The sequence below is a fragment of the Geothrix fuzhouensis genome (genome assembly GCF_024609325.1).
Classification (GTDB): domain Bacteria; phylum Acidobacteriota; class Holophagae; order Holophagales; family Holophagaceae; genus Geothrix; species Geothrix fuzhouensis.
This window is the reverse complement of record NZ_JANHMQ010000002.1, coordinates 308,024-326,937: the sequence shown is the minus strand read 5'-3', so window position 1 is coordinate 326,937 and position 18,914 is coordinate 308,024. Positions and strand designations below refer to the sequence as shown.

Annotated in this window: 17 protein-coding genes; all 17 read left to right on the top strand. The window is 67.5% G+C overall.

The window, feature by feature from the left end; genetic code table 11:
- The first annotated feature begins 4 nt into the window (after positions 1 to 4).
- The 17 genes from NOV74_RS08690 (at position 5) to NOV74_RS08610 (ending at position 18,912) form a co-directional block, all read left to right on the top strand.
- The gene (locus NOV74_RS08690) at positions 5 to 478 is read left to right on the top strand and encodes a hypothetical protein (protein WP_257311128.1); all 474 of its coding nucleotides are present in this window, start codon (positions 5 to 7) and stop codon (positions 476 to 478) included.
- Positions 475 to 2,145: a phage terminase large subunit gene (gene terL, locus NOV74_RS08685; RefSeq protein WP_257311126.1), complete on the top strand. Its 1,671-nt coding sequence runs from the start codon at positions 475 to 477 to the stop codon at positions 2,143 to 2,145. The genes NOV74_RS08690 and terL overlap by 4 nt, the downstream gene beginning before the upstream one ends.
- Positions 2,142 to 4,679 carry a phage portal protein family protein gene (locus NOV74_RS08680; protein WP_257311125.1) on the top strand — a complete coding sequence of 846 codons (2,538 nt, stop codon included), beginning with the start codon at positions 2,142 to 2,144 and terminating at the stop codon, positions 4,677 to 4,679. Before terL ends, NOV74_RS08680 begins: the two co-directional genes overlap by 4 nt.
- Complete coding sequence (locus tag NOV74_RS08675) at positions 4,676 to 5,830, top strand: hypothetical protein (protein WP_257311123.1); 1,155 nt, start codon at positions 4,676 to 4,678, stop codon at positions 5,828 to 5,830. Before NOV74_RS08680 ends, NOV74_RS08675 begins: the two co-directional genes overlap by 4 nt.
- A 72-nt stretch (positions 5,831 to 5,902) precedes the next feature.
- Positions 5,903 to 6,280, top strand: coding sequence for a hypothetical protein (locus NOV74_RS08670; protein ID WP_257311120.1), 378 nt, complete (start codon positions 5,903 to 5,905; stop codon positions 6,278 to 6,280).
- 80 nt (positions 6,281 to 6,360) lie between these two features.
- Positions 6,361 to 7,314, top strand: coding sequence for a major capsid protein (locus NOV74_RS08665; protein ID WP_257311118.1), 954 nt, complete (start codon positions 6,361 to 6,363; stop codon positions 7,312 to 7,314).
- Positions 7,315 to 7,316: 2 nt separating this feature from the next.
- Positions 7,317 to 7,730, top strand: a complete 414-nt coding sequence (locus tag NOV74_RS08660) for a phage protein Gp36 family protein (RefSeq protein WP_257311115.1) — start codon at positions 7,317 to 7,319, stop codon at positions 7,728 to 7,730.
- Positions 7,731 to 7,741: 11 nt separating this feature from the next.
- Entirely contained in the window at positions 7,742 to 8,320 is a 579-nt protein-coding gene (locus NOV74_RS08655; protein WP_257311113.1) for a phage virion morphogenesis protein, read from the top strand.
- Positions 8,317 to 8,724 carry a hypothetical protein gene (locus tag NOV74_RS08650; RefSeq protein ID WP_257311111.1) on the top strand — a complete coding sequence of 136 codons (408 nt, stop codon included), beginning with the start codon at positions 8,317 to 8,319 and terminating at the stop codon, positions 8,722 to 8,724. Before NOV74_RS08655 ends, NOV74_RS08650 begins: the two co-directional genes overlap by 4 nt.
- 3 nt (positions 8,725 to 8,727) lie before the next feature.
- Positions 8,728 to 8,925: a hypothetical protein gene (locus NOV74_RS08645; protein ID WP_257311109.1), complete on the top strand. Its 198-nt coding sequence runs from the start codon at positions 8,728 to 8,730 to the stop codon at positions 8,923 to 8,925.
- Positions 8,926 to 8,991: 66 nt separating this feature from the next.
- The gene (locus tag NOV74_RS08640) at positions 8,992 to 9,660 is read left to right on the top strand and encodes a sigma-E processing peptidase SpoIIGA (protein ID WP_257311107.1); all 669 of its coding nucleotides are present in this window, start codon (positions 8,992 to 8,994) and stop codon (positions 9,658 to 9,660) included.
- Between the two features lie 3 nt (positions 9,661 to 9,663).
- Positions 9,664 to 10,017, top strand: coding sequence for a hypothetical protein (locus NOV74_RS08635; RefSeq protein ID WP_257311105.1), 354 nt, complete (start codon positions 9,664 to 9,666; stop codon positions 10,015 to 10,017).
- 193 nt (positions 10,018 to 10,210) lie between these two features.
- Positions 10,211 to 13,444, top strand: coding sequence for a tape measure protein (locus NOV74_RS08630; RefSeq protein WP_257311104.1), 3,234 nt, complete (start codon positions 10,211 to 10,213; stop codon positions 13,442 to 13,444).
- Complete coding sequence (locus NOV74_RS08625) at positions 13,444 to 16,683, top strand: hypothetical protein (RefSeq protein WP_257311103.1); 3,240 nt, start codon at positions 13,444 to 13,446, stop codon at positions 16,681 to 16,683. Before NOV74_RS08630 ends, NOV74_RS08625 begins: the two co-directional genes overlap by 1 nt.
- A complete protein-coding gene (locus NOV74_RS08620) occupies positions 16,680 to 17,180 on the top strand; it encodes a hypothetical protein (RefSeq protein WP_257311101.1) in 501 nt (166 codons plus the stop codon). The genes NOV74_RS08625 and NOV74_RS08620 overlap by 4 nt, the downstream gene beginning before the upstream one ends.
- Positions 17,177 to 17,725: a hypothetical protein gene (locus tag NOV74_RS08615; RefSeq protein ID WP_257311100.1), complete on the top strand. Its 549-nt coding sequence runs from the start codon at positions 17,177 to 17,179 to the stop codon at positions 17,723 to 17,725. Before NOV74_RS08620 ends, NOV74_RS08615 begins: the two co-directional genes overlap by 4 nt.
- Entirely contained in the window at positions 17,725 to 18,912 is a 1,188-nt protein-coding gene (locus NOV74_RS08610) for a laminin B domain-containing protein (RefSeq protein WP_257311099.1), read from the top strand. Before NOV74_RS08615 ends, NOV74_RS08610 begins: the two co-directional genes overlap by 1 nt.
- The last annotated feature ends 2 nt before the right edge of the window (positions 18,913 to 18,914 follow it).

Genomic DNA, 18,914 nt, shown 5'->3' with positions numbered 1-18,914 from the left:
CCCGATGACGGTTCACGGCAACACGCGCTTCGGCGAGGAGCACCGGGTCAAGGCCCGGCGGCTCTTCGTGGAAGAGGGCGCCTCGGCGGACCAGGTGGCCAAGGTGATCGGGGCCTCCAGCCGCACGGTGCAGAGCTGGATCCGCGATCTGGGCTGGCGTGAAGCCCGCGCCACCTGGGTGGAGGTCCACGGGATCTCCTTGGAGGAGTTGGAGGACCGCGCCCTGCGCAAGCTGCTGGGCCGCCTGGAGACCTCCGCCGCCACGCTGGAGCCCGAGGCGCTGCTGGCCCTGCTGACCAACGTCAACCGCTTCAAGGCCCTCATCGCCAAGCAACAGGGCTTCCGCCTGGTCGACGCCGCGCTGGTGGTGGGCGAGGACTTCCAGGCCTTCGTGCTGCGGGAGTTCCCCAATGAGGCCCCGCGCCTGCTGGAAGCCTGGAAGGCCTTCCTGGACGACGTGAGCCGGAGGAACGGATGACCGGCCCCCGCGTCCACATCCCCAAGGCCACGGCCGCCAAGGCCCGCCGCAAGACCGAGGAGCTGGAGCAGCTCATCGCCCGGCTGCGGGAGATGGAGGACTTCCCTCCGGATGCCCGCACGGCCCAGGCTGCCCGCGCCCGGCGCCAGGCCGCCCAGGCAAAATTCCAAACATTCTGCAAGAACTACCTGCCCGACCTGATCCAGGGCGAGGGCTGTGTCCTGCATGACGCCATCGCCACCGGCTGCCAGGCCCTGGGCGACGGGAAGCCCGCGCCCGTGCGCGATCCCGGCCCCTTCGGCGAGGTGGTGCTGGCGGCGGATGACGCCCTGGAGGCGGCAGAGATCCACGCCATGGCCACCGCCGCGCCTCGCGGCCACGCCAAGAGCACCTGGGGCACCCTGGCCTTCAGCGCCTGGGTGATCCTCACGGGCCGCAAGGGCTACGTGCAGGTGGTCAGCGACACCCAGGACCAGGCCAAGGGCTTCATCGAGGCCGTGCGCACGCTGATGGAGGAAAGTCCCCGCATCCGCTGCGACTTCGGCCAGATCGAGACCGAGGGCCCCGAGGGGCTCATAGACCTGGTGGTGCCCGCGGGCCCCGCGGGAGAGAAGGCCGCCTTCCGGCTGGCCCGGCTCCAGGCCTTCGGCTCGGGCCAGCGCCTGCGCGGTCGCACCTTCCAGGGGCGCCGTCCCGACCTGATCATCCTAGACGACGTGGAGAACGACGAGGCGGTGGAGAACCCCGACCGCCGCAAGAAGCTCCGCCGCTGGTTCATCAAGGCCGTGCTGCCCGCGCTGGACCCCAGCTGCGGCGCCCTGGCCGTGTGGGGCACCATCCTGCACGAAGACAGCCTGCTCTGCTCGGTCCTGCGCATGTTCGGCGGGGCCATCTGGCGCTGCTGGGACGAGCAGGAGACGCCCCTCTGGCCTGAGCGCTTCCCTGCCGGCCACCTGCGCTGGCTGCGCTCCACCATGGATGCCGAGGATCCCGGGTCCTTCGCCCAGGAGATGGAGAACCGCGCCCAGGGCGATGATGAGAAGCCCTTCAAGGCTTTCCAGGAATACGACCGGCTGCCCGAGCGCCTGGAGATCCTCACCCATGTGGATCCCGCCACGGGCAAGCGCCGGGGTGACTACACCGCCCTGGTGACGGTGGGCTACGCCAACGGCATCTGCTACGTGCTGGATGCCGTCATCAAGCGGATCGGCGCCACCCTCACCGGCAAGGCCATCCTCGCCCAGCGGGAGGCCTACCCCGGCAAGGTGCAATCCGAGGATGTGGCCTACCAGGAATCCCTGGCGGAGATCGTGGGCCTGCTCTCGGCGGAGGAGGGGATTCTGGTCCCCATCGCGCTGGTGAAGCCCAAGGGGGACAAGGTCGCCCGCATCGAGAGCATGGCCCCGCACATCGAGACGGGCCGGATCCTCTTCCCCCAACTCAGCCCCATGGCGAAGGGCAATGGCAACCTCCAGCCCTGCCTGGTGGGAGGGGCCAGTGGCATCCGCAAGCTCCAGGCCCAGCTGCTCCAGTTCCCCAAGGGCGCCAACGACGACGGCCCGGATGCCCTCCAGGGCGCCGTGGCGGGCCGCTGGAAGAAGAAGCCCTTCGCTGGCGCGGGCCTGGGCCTGAAGCCCAGCCGTGAATCCTTCGAGGTGCGCCTGTGACCCGCCGCCGCCGTCCTTCCGCCGCCAGCCAGGGTGCCCCTGTCCAGGGCCAGAAGAAGGCTCCGAATCAGATGGGCGTCCTGAGGGACACGGGCTACCAGATCCCCTGGCTGGGCCTGGGCCGCACCTTCAATCCCAACCTGGACACGGGCACCGAGGGCATCGGCACCTGGCGCGAGCTGCACGACGCGCTGCGCGATCCCAAGGCCGCCGCCTGCCTGGACCTGCGCTGCCAGGTGGTGGCCGATCTGCCCTGGGACCTGGTGCCCCAGCCGGGCACGTCGCCCCGGGCCATGGACCTGGTCCGCCGCGCCCTCAAGGGCCTGAACCTGGTGCAGGACATCGAGGAAATGGCCAAGGCCGCCTACTACGGCCTGGTGCCCCTGGAGGTCCACTGGGACGTGGTGAAGGGCGAATTGCTGCCGGTGGACCTGGAGAGTTTCGAGCCCATCCACCTGAGCTTCGATCCCGACCGCCAGCCCATGGTGGGCGGCCAGGTGGCCGAGCCCGGCAAGCTGATCCTGCACCGGCACGGCAGCCACTTCCGCAACCCCTGGGGCCTAGGCAGGGGCCGCACCATCCCCCGCTGGGTGCGGGTCAAGGTGGCCATCGCCTATGCCACCTACCGGGATTATCCGCGCTACGCCCACGACCGCATGGTGTTCCGCTACCCGGACGGCACTCAGGATGAGGAGCAGAACCGCTACATCCAGATCGCCGCAAGGCTCATGGACAGCCCCGGCGTGGTGATCCCCGAAGGGATGACCTGCGAGCCCATCAAGCTCGACAGCAAGTTCGAGATGGGCGTGAAGCTGGTGGACGCTGCGAACGCTGAGATCGCCACGGGCATCCTGGGCAACACGCTCACCACCAGCGAGGGGCGCCACGGCACCCAGGCCCTGGGTGGTGTCCACCAGGAGCAGTCCGACCGTCAGGAGAGCGCGGACGCCCGCCGCATCGAAGCCACCCTCAACCGCACACTCATCCCCTGGATCGTCACCCTGAATCTGGGCCCCGACGAGGTGCCCCCGCTCTTCCGGCTGGAAAAGCAGGTCAAGGCCAGCCTCAAGGATCGCCTGGCGTCCGTCACCACCCTTCGCAAAGAAGGGATGGAACCTTCTGTGGTCTGGCTGCGGGAGACCTTCGGCATCCCGGCGCCCCAGAACGACAAGGACGAGCTGGAGCCGGTCGAAGCCCCGGTGGCGGACCTGGTGCCACTTGGGAAGCCCGCGGTTCCCCTAATCCCCCCCGAGCCCGATCCCGCTCAGTTGGCGGATGCCGGCCTGGATCCCACGGACGCCATGCTGGCCCAGTGGGCCGATGGCTATGTCCGCCGCCAGGGCGTGGTGGCCCAACTGGTAGCCACCGCCCTTCAGGAGGCCCAGGACTTCGGCCATGCCTGGACGGCAGCCCTGGCCGTCGCCCGGGACTTTCCGGTCAGTGCCGGGGAGGCGCTCTTCACCGCCATGGAGGCGGCTCGGAACCTGGGGGCCTTCGAGGCCGGCCAAGAAGCCCAGGCCCTCAAGCTGGCCGACGGCCCCGCCATCGACTACGCCATGGTGCCTGATCAGGCCCTGGCCTGGCTGCGGGGCAAGCTGCCCCTGACCTTCGACCAGGTGGAAGGTCTGAAGGATGCCGAACTGCGGGCGCGGGCCTTCTGGGTGGCTGGGGTGGACCAGCTGAACCTGCTGACGGACCTCCAGGACTCCATGGGCGACGCCCTGGCCGCCGGGACGCCCTTCGATGAGTGGAAGGCCGCGTGGCTGGCGCGACTGTCGGGCCTTGGCGTCACCGAGGATCGGCTGCGGCTGGCCTTCGATGCCCAGGTCCATGGCGCCTACATGGGCGGCCGGATGACGGGCCTCCAGGCCAATCCCCTGGTCCAGAACCTGACCTATGTGACGGCGGGAGATGAGCGGGTGCGCCCTGCTCACCGCATCCTCGATGGCGTCACCCGGCCCAAGACCGATCCCTTCTGGGACACCCACACCCCACCTCTGGGCTTCCGCTGCCGCTGCCGCATCCGGGCCGCGGAAGCCGACCGCAAGGTGACCCAAAGCACCGATCCGCGCCTGCACACGCCCCCCGAGGCCGGCTTCGGCAAGGGCGCCCCCAGCTTTGCCCGCTACCTGGACAGCCAGGCGCGGGAGGCCATGCCCTGGCAGCCCCTGCCCATAGGCAGCCCCGCCTGGTCCTGGCTGGATCGCCCCGCCACCAGCCCCATGGCTCCGGCGCCCACGCCGCCGAGGGTCGCCCCTATGGAAGGCATGGTGACGGATCCCACGGGCCGCGTGGTCGCCGCCCCCGGCGCCAACCAGGCCGTGCTCGATGCCCTCCAGGCCCCGGCGGAGATCTGGCTGGCGCCCGTGGAAGGCCCCGAAGGCCAGCTGGGCCTCCAGCTCAACTACCTGCTCCCCCTTCCCAACGACCAGGTGCTCCTGGTGCCCGCGCAGGGCGGCGTCGTGCCGCGGGCCCAGGGACCTCAGGTCCTTTCCGACCCGGCCCCCTGGCGCCGGGGTGTGAGGCTCCGATGAACCCATTTCGCCGGAAAGGCCCCTCCAAGGCCCCGAAGGGCATCTCCCCCTGGATCGGGTGGGCCTATGCCCTCCTCGAAAGGTTTAAGCGGGGTCTAAAGGCCCTTGCGCCCATGCCTGGGGCTTCCCTGATCTGCCTGGCGGGTCCGGAGGTCCCGGTGGTCACGTCGGGGATCTTCAACGGGCACACCTTCACGGAGGCAGTCCTGCGGGAGCTGGTGGAGACCTACAACTTCGCCGCCCAGCCCGCCCCCATCAAGATCACCCATGCCGACAAGGAGAGCCCGGCGGCCGGCTGGGTGAAGGCCCTGCGCCTGGGTGAGTTCACGCCGCCGGGGCAGACCAAGCCCCGGAAGGCCCTGCTCGCTACCCTGGCCCCCAATGATCTGGGGCGCGCCAAGGTCAAGTCCGGCGAGTTCCTCATGCGGTCCATCGAAGCGTGGCCGCCCACCCACCCGAGCAATCCCACGCCCGGGAAGTGGAACTTCAAGGCCCTCGCCCTGCTGGGTACCGACAGCCCGGCCTGCCCGAACCTCGGGCCCCTCCAGTTGGCGGAAAACGCCAGCGAGGTCGAAGTCCCTGTCCTGGCCCTCGGCCTGGACGACGAAGCCCTCCCCAACCCTGGCGGCCCTCAGCCGCCCGCCTCACAAGGAGCAGCCATGGCGCTGACCCCCGAACAGCAGGCGGCCCTGGACAAGGCCGCCGTCACCGAAACCGCCCTCGCGGAAGCCACCAAGAAGACCGCCGAGCTGGAGGCCAGGCTGGCCGCCCAGACCCTGGAGCACGACAACGCCACCGTGAAGCTCAGCCTCGCCGAGCTGGTGAAGGACTCGAAGCTCACCCCGGCCCAGGCCGAGGTGCTGGCCCCCGTGCTGCTCGCCCTGCCCGCCGAGGGTGAGGTGAAGCTGGCCGACGGCAAGAGTGCCAAGCCCCGCGAGGCGCTGCTGGCCGTCCTGGCCGAAGGCGCGGCCCATGGGCTGAAGGCCCCCCTGAAGGTCCCCGGCAAGCCTCCGGTCGAGCTGGCCTCCAAGGCCAAGGGTGACCGCTCCAAGGAGATGGCGGCCCTGGTGGACAAGTACGAGTCCGCCGGCAAGACCCACGCGGACGCCGTGGCCTGCGCTGCCCAGGACCTCGACAACGACGGCCAGTAGGCCGGGCGCCTCTCTGCCCGCCCCGGCCGGTAGCCGGGACCCCTCTCCGCAACCCTTTCCCGGAGTTCATCCATGTCCCAATACGGACTGACCCTCAACGCCCCCATCGCCACCAACATCACCGCCATGAAGGCGGCCTACGAGGACCCCGCCACGGGCGTGGCCGCCATCCCCGCCGTGGCGAAGGTCAAGTGCATCGGCCTCTTCGTCGACGACACCCTGGCGACCGCTGGTGAGGCCGCCATCCAGACCGCGGGTGTGGCCCCCGCCGTGGCCGGCGGCGCCCTCAACATCAATGACAGCGTCGCCACCGACAACCAGGGCCGTATGGTCGTGGCCGCCGGAGCAGGCGGCGAGAAGGTCTGGTGCGTCGGCTTCGCCCGGAACGCCGTGACCACCGCCGGGGACACCGTCGACATCCTCATCCACCCCCACCAGGTCGTGATCTAGGCCCCTCGGGCCTGGGTCTGCCTGGGCCGTGAGGCCCCGACCTTCCCCTCCCCCTTCAGACCTTCTTTAGGAGCCAGGCAATGCTGCACATCGCTGATGTCATCAACATGCTCCCCGGCACCTCCATCGCCTACAAGGGCGACGGGGGCATCGTGGACGAGCTGTTCAACACCATCCCGGTCGAACTCGAAGCCGGGACCTACACCCAGTTCGGCCGGGAGTTCGCCTTCCGGATGGACGACCCCTCCATGTCCCGCCTGGGCGAAGCCAAGGAGGTGGACTTCTCCGAGGCGCAGATGCCCTTCCTGGCGAAGCCCTTCGCCCTGAAGACCGGCATCGCCTACGACATCGAGAACCTGACCCCCGTGCAGGTGAACCGCATCCAGCAGGCCGTCACCGGCCTTACGGATTCGCTCAACCGGTGGCGGGAGAAGCAGGGCTTCACCCTGGTGGACAGTTTCACCAAGGATGCCGTCGGCTCCAGCTGGGCGCTCGACACCTCGGACCCCATCAAGGACGCCAAGACCCTGGCCCAGAAGCTGGCCATGCCGGCGAACATCGCCGTGGTCGGCAAGCGGGTCTACGACCGCCTGATCTACCACCCCAAGGTGGTGGCCCTGCGCGCCAATACCCGCCCCGGTTCCATCACCCGGCAGGATCTTGCCTCCATCCTGGAGGTGGACGAGGTGTTTGTCCCCACCATGAAGGCCAACACCGCCGTCCGGGGCCGGGCCGAGGTGCTGGACTACATCTGGGGTGACACCTTCTTCCTCGGCCACAAAGCCCCCACCCAGGAGATCGGCACCGAGCAGATCACCTTCGCCGCCCTGCTGAAGGTCCAGAACTTCAACCTCAAGGGCGCCAACCGCGAGTCCCAGGTCTATTCGTCTTCCGAGAAGGGCACCCTGGTGCGCGTCTGGGAGAACGAGGACCGCGGCTTCTCGGGCACCGCCATGGTGCAGGTGGGCCGCAAGTACGACACCAAGCAGATCGCGGCCGACCTCGGTCGCGGCCTGTCCGGGATCCTGGCCTAGCCATGGCCTGGTTCGCCCCCGAGGCCCTGGCCACCCGACTGTCCCCCTTGGAGCTGCGTCAGCTCTCCACGGGGGACGGCCGGGCCACGGCCCAGGACGACACGGTGCTGCAAGCCGTGCTGGACCGGGCAGAGACGGAGGTGCGCAGCGTGCTCTCCGGCCGGGGCACCCTGGCCGACACCACGCCCACCGGTGCCCTGGCGGACATCACCCTCGACCTGGCGGTGGAAGGCCTCTTCCTCCGCCAGCCGGGGGCTGCCGCCAAGCTGCCCGAAGGCTGGGTGGATCGCCTCAAGCGCTCCCGCCAGCTGCTGGACCGCTTCGCCTCGGGGGAGATCCCCATCTCCACACTGCCCGTATCCCACCGCCTGGCGGCGCTCAACCCGGCTTCGACCGTGGACGGGGCCTTCCTATGAAGGCCTCTGAGATGCTCCGCAACCTCCAGGCCATGCTCAACCGGGCCGACAACCTGCCGCCGGTCCTCCGCGCCATCGGGGATCTGATGGTGGCCAGCGCGGACCGCAACTTCGAAGCCGAAGGCCGCCCCGCCTGGAGGCCCGTCGCCAAGGCCACGGCCCGCCGAAAGGCCAAGGCCGGGCACAGCAAGATCCTGATGTGGTCGGGGGTCCTGGCCCGTTCCATCACCTTCAAGGTGGCGGGTCGGACCGTGGTGCTGGGCTCCAACGAGCCCTACGCCCGCATCCACCAGGAAGGCGGCGTCATCCAGCGCCAGGGGCGGGAAGGCACCGTGCGGCTCCGCACGGATGCCAAGGGACGCCTGCTCCGCCAGGGCAAAGAGGGCCGCAAGGCCCACCTGGCGGTCTTTGCTTCGGGCTCGCACAAGCGGGCCGTGGAGCGGGCCTTCACCCCGGGGGCCTACCAGATCCACATCCCAGCCCGCCCCTTCCTGACCTTCCAGCCCGGGGAACCCGAAGCCTACGGCGCTCTGGTCCTCAACTACGTCCTCAGCGGCCAGATCGGCGCCGATACCGGAGGGCAGCCGTGATGACCATCGAAGCCATTGAGCAGGAAGCCGTCACCAACCTGGCGGCCCTGGTAGACGGCGGACAGATGCCCGCCCTGGCCGGCTTCGCCATCGACAGCCTGGCAGGCCAGGTGGACCTGGAGAACGACCAGCTTCAGATCGCCACCCCCAGTCTGCTGGTGGCCGTGGTGGGGGCGGACCACGCCGGAGGGGCCGCTGCCGAGGCAGACACCCTCCAGTTGGCCTTCGTGGCCGTGGTGCCCGGCACGGATCAGAAAGTCCGCCGGCAGACCGCCATGGACGCCCTCATGGCCATCCGCCGCTGGATGGACGAATACGACACCCCCTACGTTCCCACCGCAACCCGCACAGAGCGCCTGCACCCCATGACGGTGGCCGCGCTCTTCGCCAACCGGATCGGATGACCCATGGCCAAGGCCACTTCCCTCGACTCAACCATCTGCCTGAACAAGAGCAATGACCCCTCCATCCCCGAGAAGGGCCTGGAGCTGCCCGCAGGCGTCCCTGTCACCGTCACCGCCGCCCAGGCGGCCTACCTGGCGAAGCTGCCCGGCGTGGTGATCGACGGCGACCAGGCCGCGCCCAAGGCCCCGGCCGGGACCTAGTCCCGCCCCTGGCTTGACCCCAGGCCACACCCCCCTCCCTTCTGACCCCATCCAAGGAGATTCCGCATGGCGACCGCCACCTTCAACCGGAAAGCCATCCAGGCTGCCCCGGGCTACCTCTACCTGGTTCCCACCCCGGCGACGGTGGTGGCCACCACCCCCGACCTCATCATCAAGGAGCTGCTGGAGAACTTCCTGGTCGATGGCACCATCCGCGGCCCCCTCAAGGCGGGCATCAAGCCCTGGAAGGTGCTGGACGCCAACGGCCTCAACGCCTCCATCAAGCAGACGCCCGTGATTGTCAAGTCCAACGACGCCCCGGATGAAACCATCGGCTACGAGGATGTGGCCTTCGACGGCGACACCACCGTGCTGGACGTGGACGTGAAGGGATTCAAGGATCTCCTCAGCGCCGCCGCGGCCCAGGTGCTCACCACGGTGGCCAGCCCCACCCAGGCGGGCCGCGAGACCCTGCTGGGCGGTGGCCAGCGCAACGTCACCACCTACCTGGGTCTCTACCGCTATGAGTCCCGGGAGTTCCCTGGTGAGTTCCGCCACGTCCTCATCCTGGCCATGGTCTTCAACCTCGACGGCGCCAGCCCCCTGAGCAAGGGCAAGGCCCGCGAGCTGAAGGTCAAGTTCAAAGGGCAGGACAGCGGCCTGCTCTACGACCCCGTCACCGGCAAGCCCGTGATCTGGGTCGAGGACTACGTCACCGCTGCGAAGACGGCCTAAGCCATGGCGGACAAGAAGAGACTCTCCCAGATCCACATGGATGTGGCCCTCCAGTTGGCCCCCCGGCTCACCGAGCCGGGGGTGTCCACCGAGATGGTGGCCAGCTACCTGGCGTCCGCCGCCATCCTGCTCAAGGCCCGCAAAGATTCCACCGTGATGGAGGCCCTGATCGAGCAGGCCGCCGAGCTCGACGCCGAGAACGCCGCGGAGCTGCTCGCTGATTTTTTCGAGCAGTTCAAGACCTGGAACACGCGTTCCCTCGGCTCTTTGGAGCTGCCGAAGCCGGAAGTGATGGCGACGGCGGCTCTGACCGGCCACCCGGAAGCCCCGCTCCAGGCCTCCTCGTCGCCCAGCTGATCGCCTCCGAGGCGGGGGGATGGGAGGCTGCCTCCCTCCTCCCCGCCGAGGATGCCCTCGCCTGGGCCGAGCGAATCCTGCGGGACCGCCGATGGGCGGCCTGGGAACGGGCCCTCCAGATCCACGCCAGCTCGCTGCCTGCCTACGCCCATGGCGGCTATGCCCCCGAACCGCCCCCACCCCCTGAGGACTGATGAACACGTACAAGGTCGAGGTCGAGTTCGTCGCCCAGGTCGAGCAGCTGAAAAGCCAGCTCAACCAGGCCATGGCCTCGATCAAGGGGACCGATGCCTCCGCCACCGCCGCCGGCTCCGCTCTGGACCGCATGGGCGGGGCGGGGGCCGCGGCGGGTCAGAAGGTCAAGAAGGGCGCGGCGGAAGCCGGGGAGAGCATGAAGGACCTCTCTGGCAACACCACCACGGCCAGCGCGGACATCAGCAAGGCCCTGACCGGGATGGTGGGCAAATTGGCCACGGTGGCCATGGCCTGGAAAGCCCTGAAGGCGGTCTTCGGCTTCGGGGAAATGGGCATCGAATACAACTCGATCATGGAGACCGCCCAGCTGGGCATCGGCAGCCTCATCGCCGCCCAAGCCAAGCTGGTGGATGGGGCCGGGCAGGAACTCAAGGGGCGGGAAGCCCTCAACGCCGCCCTGGTCCTCTCTGCCGACCAGATGCAAAAGCTGAAGATCGCCGGCCTGGAAACGGTGGCCACCACCCAGCAGCTCGTCGTCGCCTACCAGCAGGCCGTGGGCGTGGGGCTGTCGGTCGGCATGAACCTGGACGAGATCCGGGAAATCACCATCAAGATCACCCAGGCCGCCGCGGCCCTGGGCCTGCCCATGAACCAGCTCGCGGAAGAGGTCCGTGATCTGCTTCAGGGCAACATCAATCCGCGCAACACCCGCATCGCCACCGCCCTCAACATCACCAACGAGGAAGTACGCAAGTGGCAGGCCGCGGGCGGCCACACCTTGGCCGATGAGCTGAACAAGCGGATGGAGGCCTTTGGTATCGCAGGGGAGAAGGCCGCGTTGACCTGGTCCGGCGTGACCAGCAACGTCGTTGAGGCCACCCAGACCATGGCCGGGGCCATGACCCAGCCTTTGTTCGACAAGATCAAAGACAACCTGCAAAACGCCCTCAAGGATGCCTTCGACTTAAAGAACGCCCGCATCAGTGATGCCTTCTCCGGCCTGGTGGAAGCCGGCCAGGAAGTCTCCAGCGCGTTGGGAGATCTCTTCCAGGAGGCCCTGGGTTGGGCGGTCCAGAGCGCCAAGGACCTCTCCGCCTGGTTCAAGGAGAACCGGAAGGATGTCATCGAGATGGTGGGGACCGCGAAGGCCCTGGCTGAGCAGCTGGGCGGCGTCCTCAAGGATGTGATCAGCATCGTGGGCGCGGCCAACCAGGCCCAGGGCCAGTTCAGCATCCTGAAGACCTTGATCGAGGGCATCGGCCTGACCATCGCCGTGGTGCGGGATGTGGTGTCCATCGTGGCCTTCGCCCTCCAGACAGTAGGCGTGTTCCTGCTCCAAGGGGTGCTTGGCCCCATCCAGCTGGTGCTCATCGGCATTGGCGAGGCCATGAACTACGTCAAGAAGGGATCGGGCGACCTGGTGGTCAAGGTGGCCGAGGACATGCAGAAGTTCCTCGACCAGGGCCATGCCGGGGCCGATGCCTTCCTGAAACCCATCCTGGACGGCAAAGGAGCCGTGGCGCAGTTCGGGGATGCCCTACTTGAGGCCAAGGTAAAGGCCATGGCGCTCGGCGATGCCACCAAGAAGGCCGCCGCCGAGACAGCCAATGTCCTCCCCAAGCCCAAGCCTCCCGAAGCCGCAGATCGCTCCGGCATCATCTCGGCTGCGGAGATCGAGGCTCGCCTGGCGGCCCTGCGGGCCGACGCGGAAGAGAAGGTCACCCTGGAGCAACAGAAGCAGCACGCCCTGTCCGAGGTGAACAAGCAATACCTGATCGAACGGGCCCGGCTGCTCAAGGAGGCCTCCGAGGGCAAGTTCGACGGTAACCAGGCCGGAGTGGACCAGCTCTGGGCCGCCAACATCGAACGCCGGAAGAGCCGGGAAGCAGCCATCAACAAGGATTTCGCGGACAAGCGGATCCAGATGGAAGGCGACCTCCAGTCTCGCCTGACGGCGGGTGAGGAAGGCGGCCTGCAACAGCGCTACGAGGCCGTCAGGAAGGCCTTCGACAAGATCCGTGCCGAGGCGGCGAAACTCCGCACGGCTCAGACCACCGACGCCCAGAAGGCGGCCCAGGACGAGGAGATCCGCGAGGCCGAGCGGGCCGCCAAAGCGCGGGCCCGGATGGAGCAGGTCAAGGCTGACCTGGCGAAGCTCAAGCAGGAACTGGCCGAGCTGGCCCAGATCCGGGGCCATGCCCTTGCCTTCGATGAGCAGGAAGAGGTCATGACGAGGTTCGCGGCGCGCTCCAGGGAAGCCGCCGAGGCGGTGGCCAAGTTGCGGGAGGAGCTGCACCTCAATGGCACCGCCACCCAGGGCTGGCTGGCGGGGATCCGGGATTGGCTGGGCCAGGCGAGCAACGCCTTCACGACCTTCAAGAACATGGCTACCCAGGTGATCAACGGCGTCGAGCAATCGTTCACGCGCGGCATCGCCGGCATTATCTCGGGCCAGATGACCCTGAGCCAGGGATTCAAAGCCATCTGGCAGGGCATCGTCCAGACCCTCGCCCAGGCTGTGGCCCAAATGATCGCCCGGTGGCTGATCATGAAGATCGTCGGCGGCGCCATGACCAAGGACCAGGTGGCCCAAAGTGATGAGCGCACCGCTCACTCCTTGACGGCGGGAGCCGCAGCTGCCTGGGAGGCCTACGGCTCGATACCTTATGTCGGCTGGGCCTTGGCCCTGGCGCAGATCGCCATGATGGTGACCTCGGTCGCCGGAGTGGGCATCGCTGGGGCCGCTGCCGGCGCCGCGTCGGGTGCGGGTTCCACTGGCGCTGGGGTGGGGGCCATGTCCAGCGGGGCGGGGGCTGTGGCCACCGTGCGGGACGTGGGCGGCCTGGTGACCGAACCGGAGTTCACCTGGCTCGCCAAGAACGGCATCCCCGAAGTGGTGGCCCCCGAAAGCGACTTCAAGGACTGGGCGCGCTCCATGGTGGGCATGGGCGCCAACCTGCAGGCCAACGTCAACCGGAACAACCGGATCGAGATGGGTTATGCCCTCCAGGGCGCCGGTTATGCCGCCAGCGCCGTCTCCACCAGCCGCGATGCTGCCGAACAGGGTGAGGATCCCCGGGTGCTGCACCTGTCCTTCCCCAACGCTCAGATCTATGACACCTCCGACCGGGGCAGGGAAAACCTGGGCAACTACGTCATGGAGGCGGTGCAGGTGGCCGCCCGTCGCCGGGGCCAGGTCATCGAGCCTGGCCAGGTCTTCGGGGGCATCTGATGTCCACCTGGCACGTCCGGGCCATCGAGCGCCTCGGCACGCCGCAGCCCAGCTGGCCCACCATCTGGGGGCCAGCCGCGCCCGGCAGCGACCCCATCGCCGCCAACGGCCTGCGCACAGTGGATCTGACGCCCTTCCTATCGCCGCTCCAGGACTTCAGCAGCACGCTGGAACGCGACCTCACCAAGGCCAGCTACAGCAGCCTGCCGATCGACCTGGTGGATCCCGATGAATCGAAGGCCACCCTACTGGGCCCCTTCAGCGGCACCATGGCCACCACAGACCGATACTACGGCCCTTGGATCGAGGTGACTGAGGTCTGGGGCACCAGCTCCGTCGTGCGCTGGACAGGCTATCTGGATGAGACGAGCCTGCAATGGGACGAGGCCGCGGCTACCACCAAGGCCACTGTGCTCCATGCCAGTCAATTGCTGCGCGAGCGCAGGCTGGCAGACTTACCGGGGCTGCTGCGGCCCTATCCCAGCGTGCCCACGACCGCGACCGAGGCCTTCGCACAGTCCACCGCCGATGCCCTGTTGCACGCCGCCGTGCCCGCCTACACCCCCCGCACCGATGCGGTGGCCATCGAGGTGGCCCTATGGGCCACAGGCCGGTTCAGCTGGTATGTGGACACCTCGGCTCTTCGGGAAACCACTTGGGCGGATGTGGGGGGCCATTCCCGCCCCTTCACCGCCCATGAAAGCTATCCCCCACCGCCGCCACCCAGCCTGAGTCTAACCATTGGTAGCACCCTCTATCATGTCGATCACATCGAGTGGGACATCTCAGCCGATGTGGCTGGCGGTGTGGCCGGCGACTATAGCTGGGTCTCCACCCAGAGCGTGGCCCGCATCGTCTTGCAGGGTGCTCCTGACCTCACGGGCATCCTCACGCTGGGAGCCACGGTCACCTGGGGAATCGCCGAGAACCAACGCACCCATTATGTGTTGGCTGAGAATGTGCCTGCGCCAGCCAGTGGCAGCGATGGCCAACGATGGATGAAACTCACCTGTGTCGAGCAGCTGGTGGCCGGGGATAGCCCCACCATCACGTTCTGGGACACCACCAACAGCGTCCAACGCCGCAGCAGCCTAGACGTGACGGTCATCGACGTGGATGGCGAGACGGGCAAGGTCTGGCTGACGGATCCCCTGGGCCAGGCCCTCACCACCTCCACCGTCCTCAAAATCCGCCGCAACAGCCTCGACCCAGTGCTGTTCGATGGCGTGGCCTTTGCCGCCAGGGCCGTGGCGCCCTTCGCGCTGGACACCACCTACCTGCGGCCGGCCGCCACCAGCCGCCCTGTGCTGACCTGGATGCCCCATGACACGGCCAGCCCCCAGCTCTACGGTGTGATCAGCCTCCAGTCCATCGACCGTTCGGGCGGCCTGCGGTTGGCCCGGCGTGGCGCCCTGCGGGAGTCGGATAACACCTACCCACTGAACGGGGTCTGGGAGGGCTCCTGGAGCGCCGGCTGGTCCTGGCTGGGAATGCCCACCGGGGCGAGCCCGCTCCAGATCCTCGGCGATCTCAACCAGTGGCCTGGTGGCACCAACACAGCCCGCCCGCCCGTGCTCTACGTCCAGGGTGACCTCAGCGCGGGCGCCACCATCCCGCCCAATGGTTGGCGCGGGTACTTCCGCACATGGAAGGATCCCCTCACCCAAATCCAAGATGCTGAATCCTGGTGGAACGGCACGGCCGTGCAGTGGGTCAACCAGGCGCCCACCGGCCTGATCCCCACCAAGCTGGTGAGCTTCTCGGCCCAGACTGTCAGCCCAGGCCGCTACACCCGCACCAATGCCCCGGCCTGGACCTTCGAGCCCCATACGGGAGCCGGCACGTTGGGCGCGGCTGTCACACCCACCCTCACGGGCACCCTGCCCACCGGCAATTGGTTGACCTTGGGCATGGGCATCTATGCCAGCGGCGATGAGCAGGAGGCCCTCCTTGGCCTGGTGGTGCCCGATTCCGCCCAACCCTTCACAGCTGTCAGCGCGGCCCTGCTGAGCCAGGCCAGCGGGGGCAATCTCACCCTGCGCCAGTCAGTCTCCCTCTGGGCCACGGGCAGCGTCCCCGCCGGCACCTGGGCGGTTGGCGGTGGCCTGGTGGTCCAGACCATCACCGAAACCGTGGATGGCGTGGCCTACCCCAAGACCATCCTGCACAAGCTCGACGGGACCAACCACCTGACGGCCACATTCCGGACGATGGAGGTGATCCCCCAGTCGATCCAACCCCTCAGCCTCGCGGGCTCCGCCGGAGCCATGACCATCAGCGGATGGTACGCATTGGGCATCGAGACTTATCTCGACGGCAATTTCGCCGCTGCCCGCCGCCTACGCTTCTTGTGGCTGGGCCCCTCGCTTACCCTCTTGAATGGAGACCCTGAGCCTGATCCGAGTGATCCCCTGAATCTCGCTGCGAGCTTCCGCCGCGGCGATGTGGTGTCATCTCTGATCCCCGATGGGGCGTTGCCTTGCCGCCTGGCCCGGACGGGTATTGGCGATGCCTGCGCGGGGTTCATCGGGGGCCGATTGTTCCAGGTGGACACAACCATCCCCCGCACCGTGGAGCATCTGAAGGTTGGCGAGGCCAGCACCACGGGCAAGGATGCCAGCGGCCTCTCTGCCGCCAATTATGTGGAGCTGCTTGCCAGCGCCCTGCTGGCCACCGCCATCCCGGCAGCAGACGGCAACCTCCGGATGGTCTCCCGTGGCAGTGGGCCCCTCCAGGTGCAGGACATCGGCGCCGGCAACCGGATTAGCGTGCAGGCAAGCCAGCGCGGCCCGCGAAAGACCACCCAGACCTATCGCGGGTATGTGAGCGAGGTCCGCGTCAACTTCACTGATGTGCTCACGGGAGACTCTGCCCAGGCCGTGGTGGTGGCCACCCACGATGGAGGTAAGCCCATCACGCTGGACATGAGCGCTCTGGTGGGTGGCATCACCGCCGCCCGCGCCATCGGCGAGGCCGCGGCCTACTGGTTCGGCGCGCCCGCGGGGGTGCTCAGCGAGACTTGGGTGGACCGAACCGGTGGTGTCGCCCAGGGCCTCACCCCCCCCTTCTGGGCCACCTGGCAGATCGGCGATCTCGTCACCTTCACCTCCCACGCCATCGGCAGCACCACACCGCTGGAGGCCTACAAGCTCCACCAGTTCCGCCCCCGCGCCGAAAACCGCGAAGTGGGCGTTGAACTGATCAAGCTCCCCGTTCTCATCAATCCGGCGGCCCCATGAGCTACATCATCTATGGCACGGCCCGCAGCCGCATCACCCTCTACGAGGTGGACGGCACCACGCCCAAGTACCGCGTGACTCTCCAGCGGGAGACCAAGGAAGGGCTGAGCCTGGTCTTCAAACCCGAGGGCGCAGCACACCAGTTGGGCAGCGGTGCGAACTGGGCCAAGAGCTGGACTCATCGGAATTTCCGAGCCAGCCTCGACCTCCGGTGGAACTACGGCAAGAACAGCCTTCTTGAGACCTGGACCAGTGGGGCCTGGAGCGCCCCAGTGATCACCCTCACGCCCACTGTGTTGAGCCTGATCTTCACCTGGGCGTTCCAGAGTCCCTGCCTGGTCGAGCCCCACATGGACAAGGCCTACACCTTCAGCGCCCAGCCGGACCCTGGCAAGGCGCTGGCGCTCAACGACACCAAGGGCGTGGCTCACAAGGACCTGGCGCTCTCCCTCATCGCCACCGAGGTAGCCCCGTTGCCGGACTGGGCCAGCCTATGAGCTACACCGTCGTCAACACCGCCCCACCCACGCGCATCAGCCTGCTCGATGCCGCTGGCGTGGCCCAGGTGCGCTGGACGCTTCAGGCGCCCGAGCGCGAGGGCAGGACCCTGCGCTGGATCCCCGATGGTGTGATGCAGACCCTGGGCAGCGCCCGGAACTGGCGGCGCATCTGGCAGCACCGCGGCTTCCGCCAGGAGCTGGCCGTGAAGTGGGGCTACGGCCTCACCAGCACCCGCGAAGCCTGGGTGAGCGGCGCCTGGTCCGCCCCCGTCGAGCGGCCCACTGCCGAAGCCCACAGCGAGATCCTGGCCTGGAGCGCCAAGCTGCCCTGCCGGGTCGAGCCCTTCATGGGCCAGCCCATGCCCACCTTCCAGGCCCAGAGCTACGAGAAGGGCCCCAGCCTGGCCGACACCAAAGGCGTGGCCCATCCTCGGCTGGAGCTGGTGCTGGCGGGCATGGCGCTGGTGAACGGCGTGCGCTTCGAGAAAAGTTCAGGCGGCTGGGGGCTGGGCCCCTGGGGCCTCATGCCGTGGGGTTGGTGATGAGCGGCCTGACGACCAACTTCAGCTTCTACCTCCCCGTCGAAAGCGACGGCATCGACAACAACCAGGTGTGGGCTGCTGCTATCAATGGGAACTTCACCAGCATTGACGCCCTTCTGAAAGTCCATGCCGACGCCATCGCCACCAAGATGGCCAACCCGATGACCTCCCTGGGTGACCTGATTGTGGGCGGCACCGCCGGGACGCCTGGCCGCAAGGCTGCAGGCGCGGATGGGCAGGTCTTCACCATGGTGGCCGGCGTGCCAACCTGGGCGGGCAGCGGGGTCCTCCCGCGGATGACCACGACCGTCACCCTACCGGTCATCCAGCCTGGGGCCTCAGATCGCCTTGCCTTTGAATTAGCGCGAACTACTCATCTCCTCTCCGTCGGCACCGATTCACCCGCCGAGGTTCGGATCTACGACTCCCAGGCGGCTTGCCTGGCGGATATCAGTCGGTCCACCACCACGCCACCCTTGGCGGGCATGGGCCTGGTCTGCCAGAACACCACCACCAGCGGGAAACTCATCATCCAGCAGGATCCTGTCACCACCTGCGCGAACCTAGACTCCACACCGTCCAATATGGCCTGGGTCTCCGTGCGCAACACCGATCCGAGTGTAGCCAAGGCGATCACGGTCACCATCGTCCACCAGCCTCATGAGGTCGCTCCGCCAACAACAGGGACACCCGACATCTCCAGCACTTTCGATATCGGCATGGATGGTTGGAGTGTCGCGAATGATGGCACGACTAGCTGGAACCCGGGCGGGTGGGGGACCATGGATGATTGGAATGTGGGTCTGACGACCTATTTCAATGCTCCTGCAAAATTCCTCGGGAATAAAAGCGCTTATTTTGGCGGGACCATCACCTTTGATATTCGAGTCCGTACAGCCCCAGCCTACAACGCTGACCCGGGCATCCTGACCCTGATTGGGACCAACGGTGTGCAGATAAGTGTGAATGGGACGATACCAACCTTAAATGCATGGACTACATATCTTTTCAATTTGAGTACTTCAGCCGATTGGCGGTTTGGAAGTGCCTTTGCGGGCGACCGGGTTGCCACCAATACCGAAATCCAATCGGTGCTTGCAGATATCGCAGTGATGAAAATCTGCACAGAATACACGACTGCTATTGACCATACCGATATAGATAACGTCATCATGCACGCGTTGTAGGA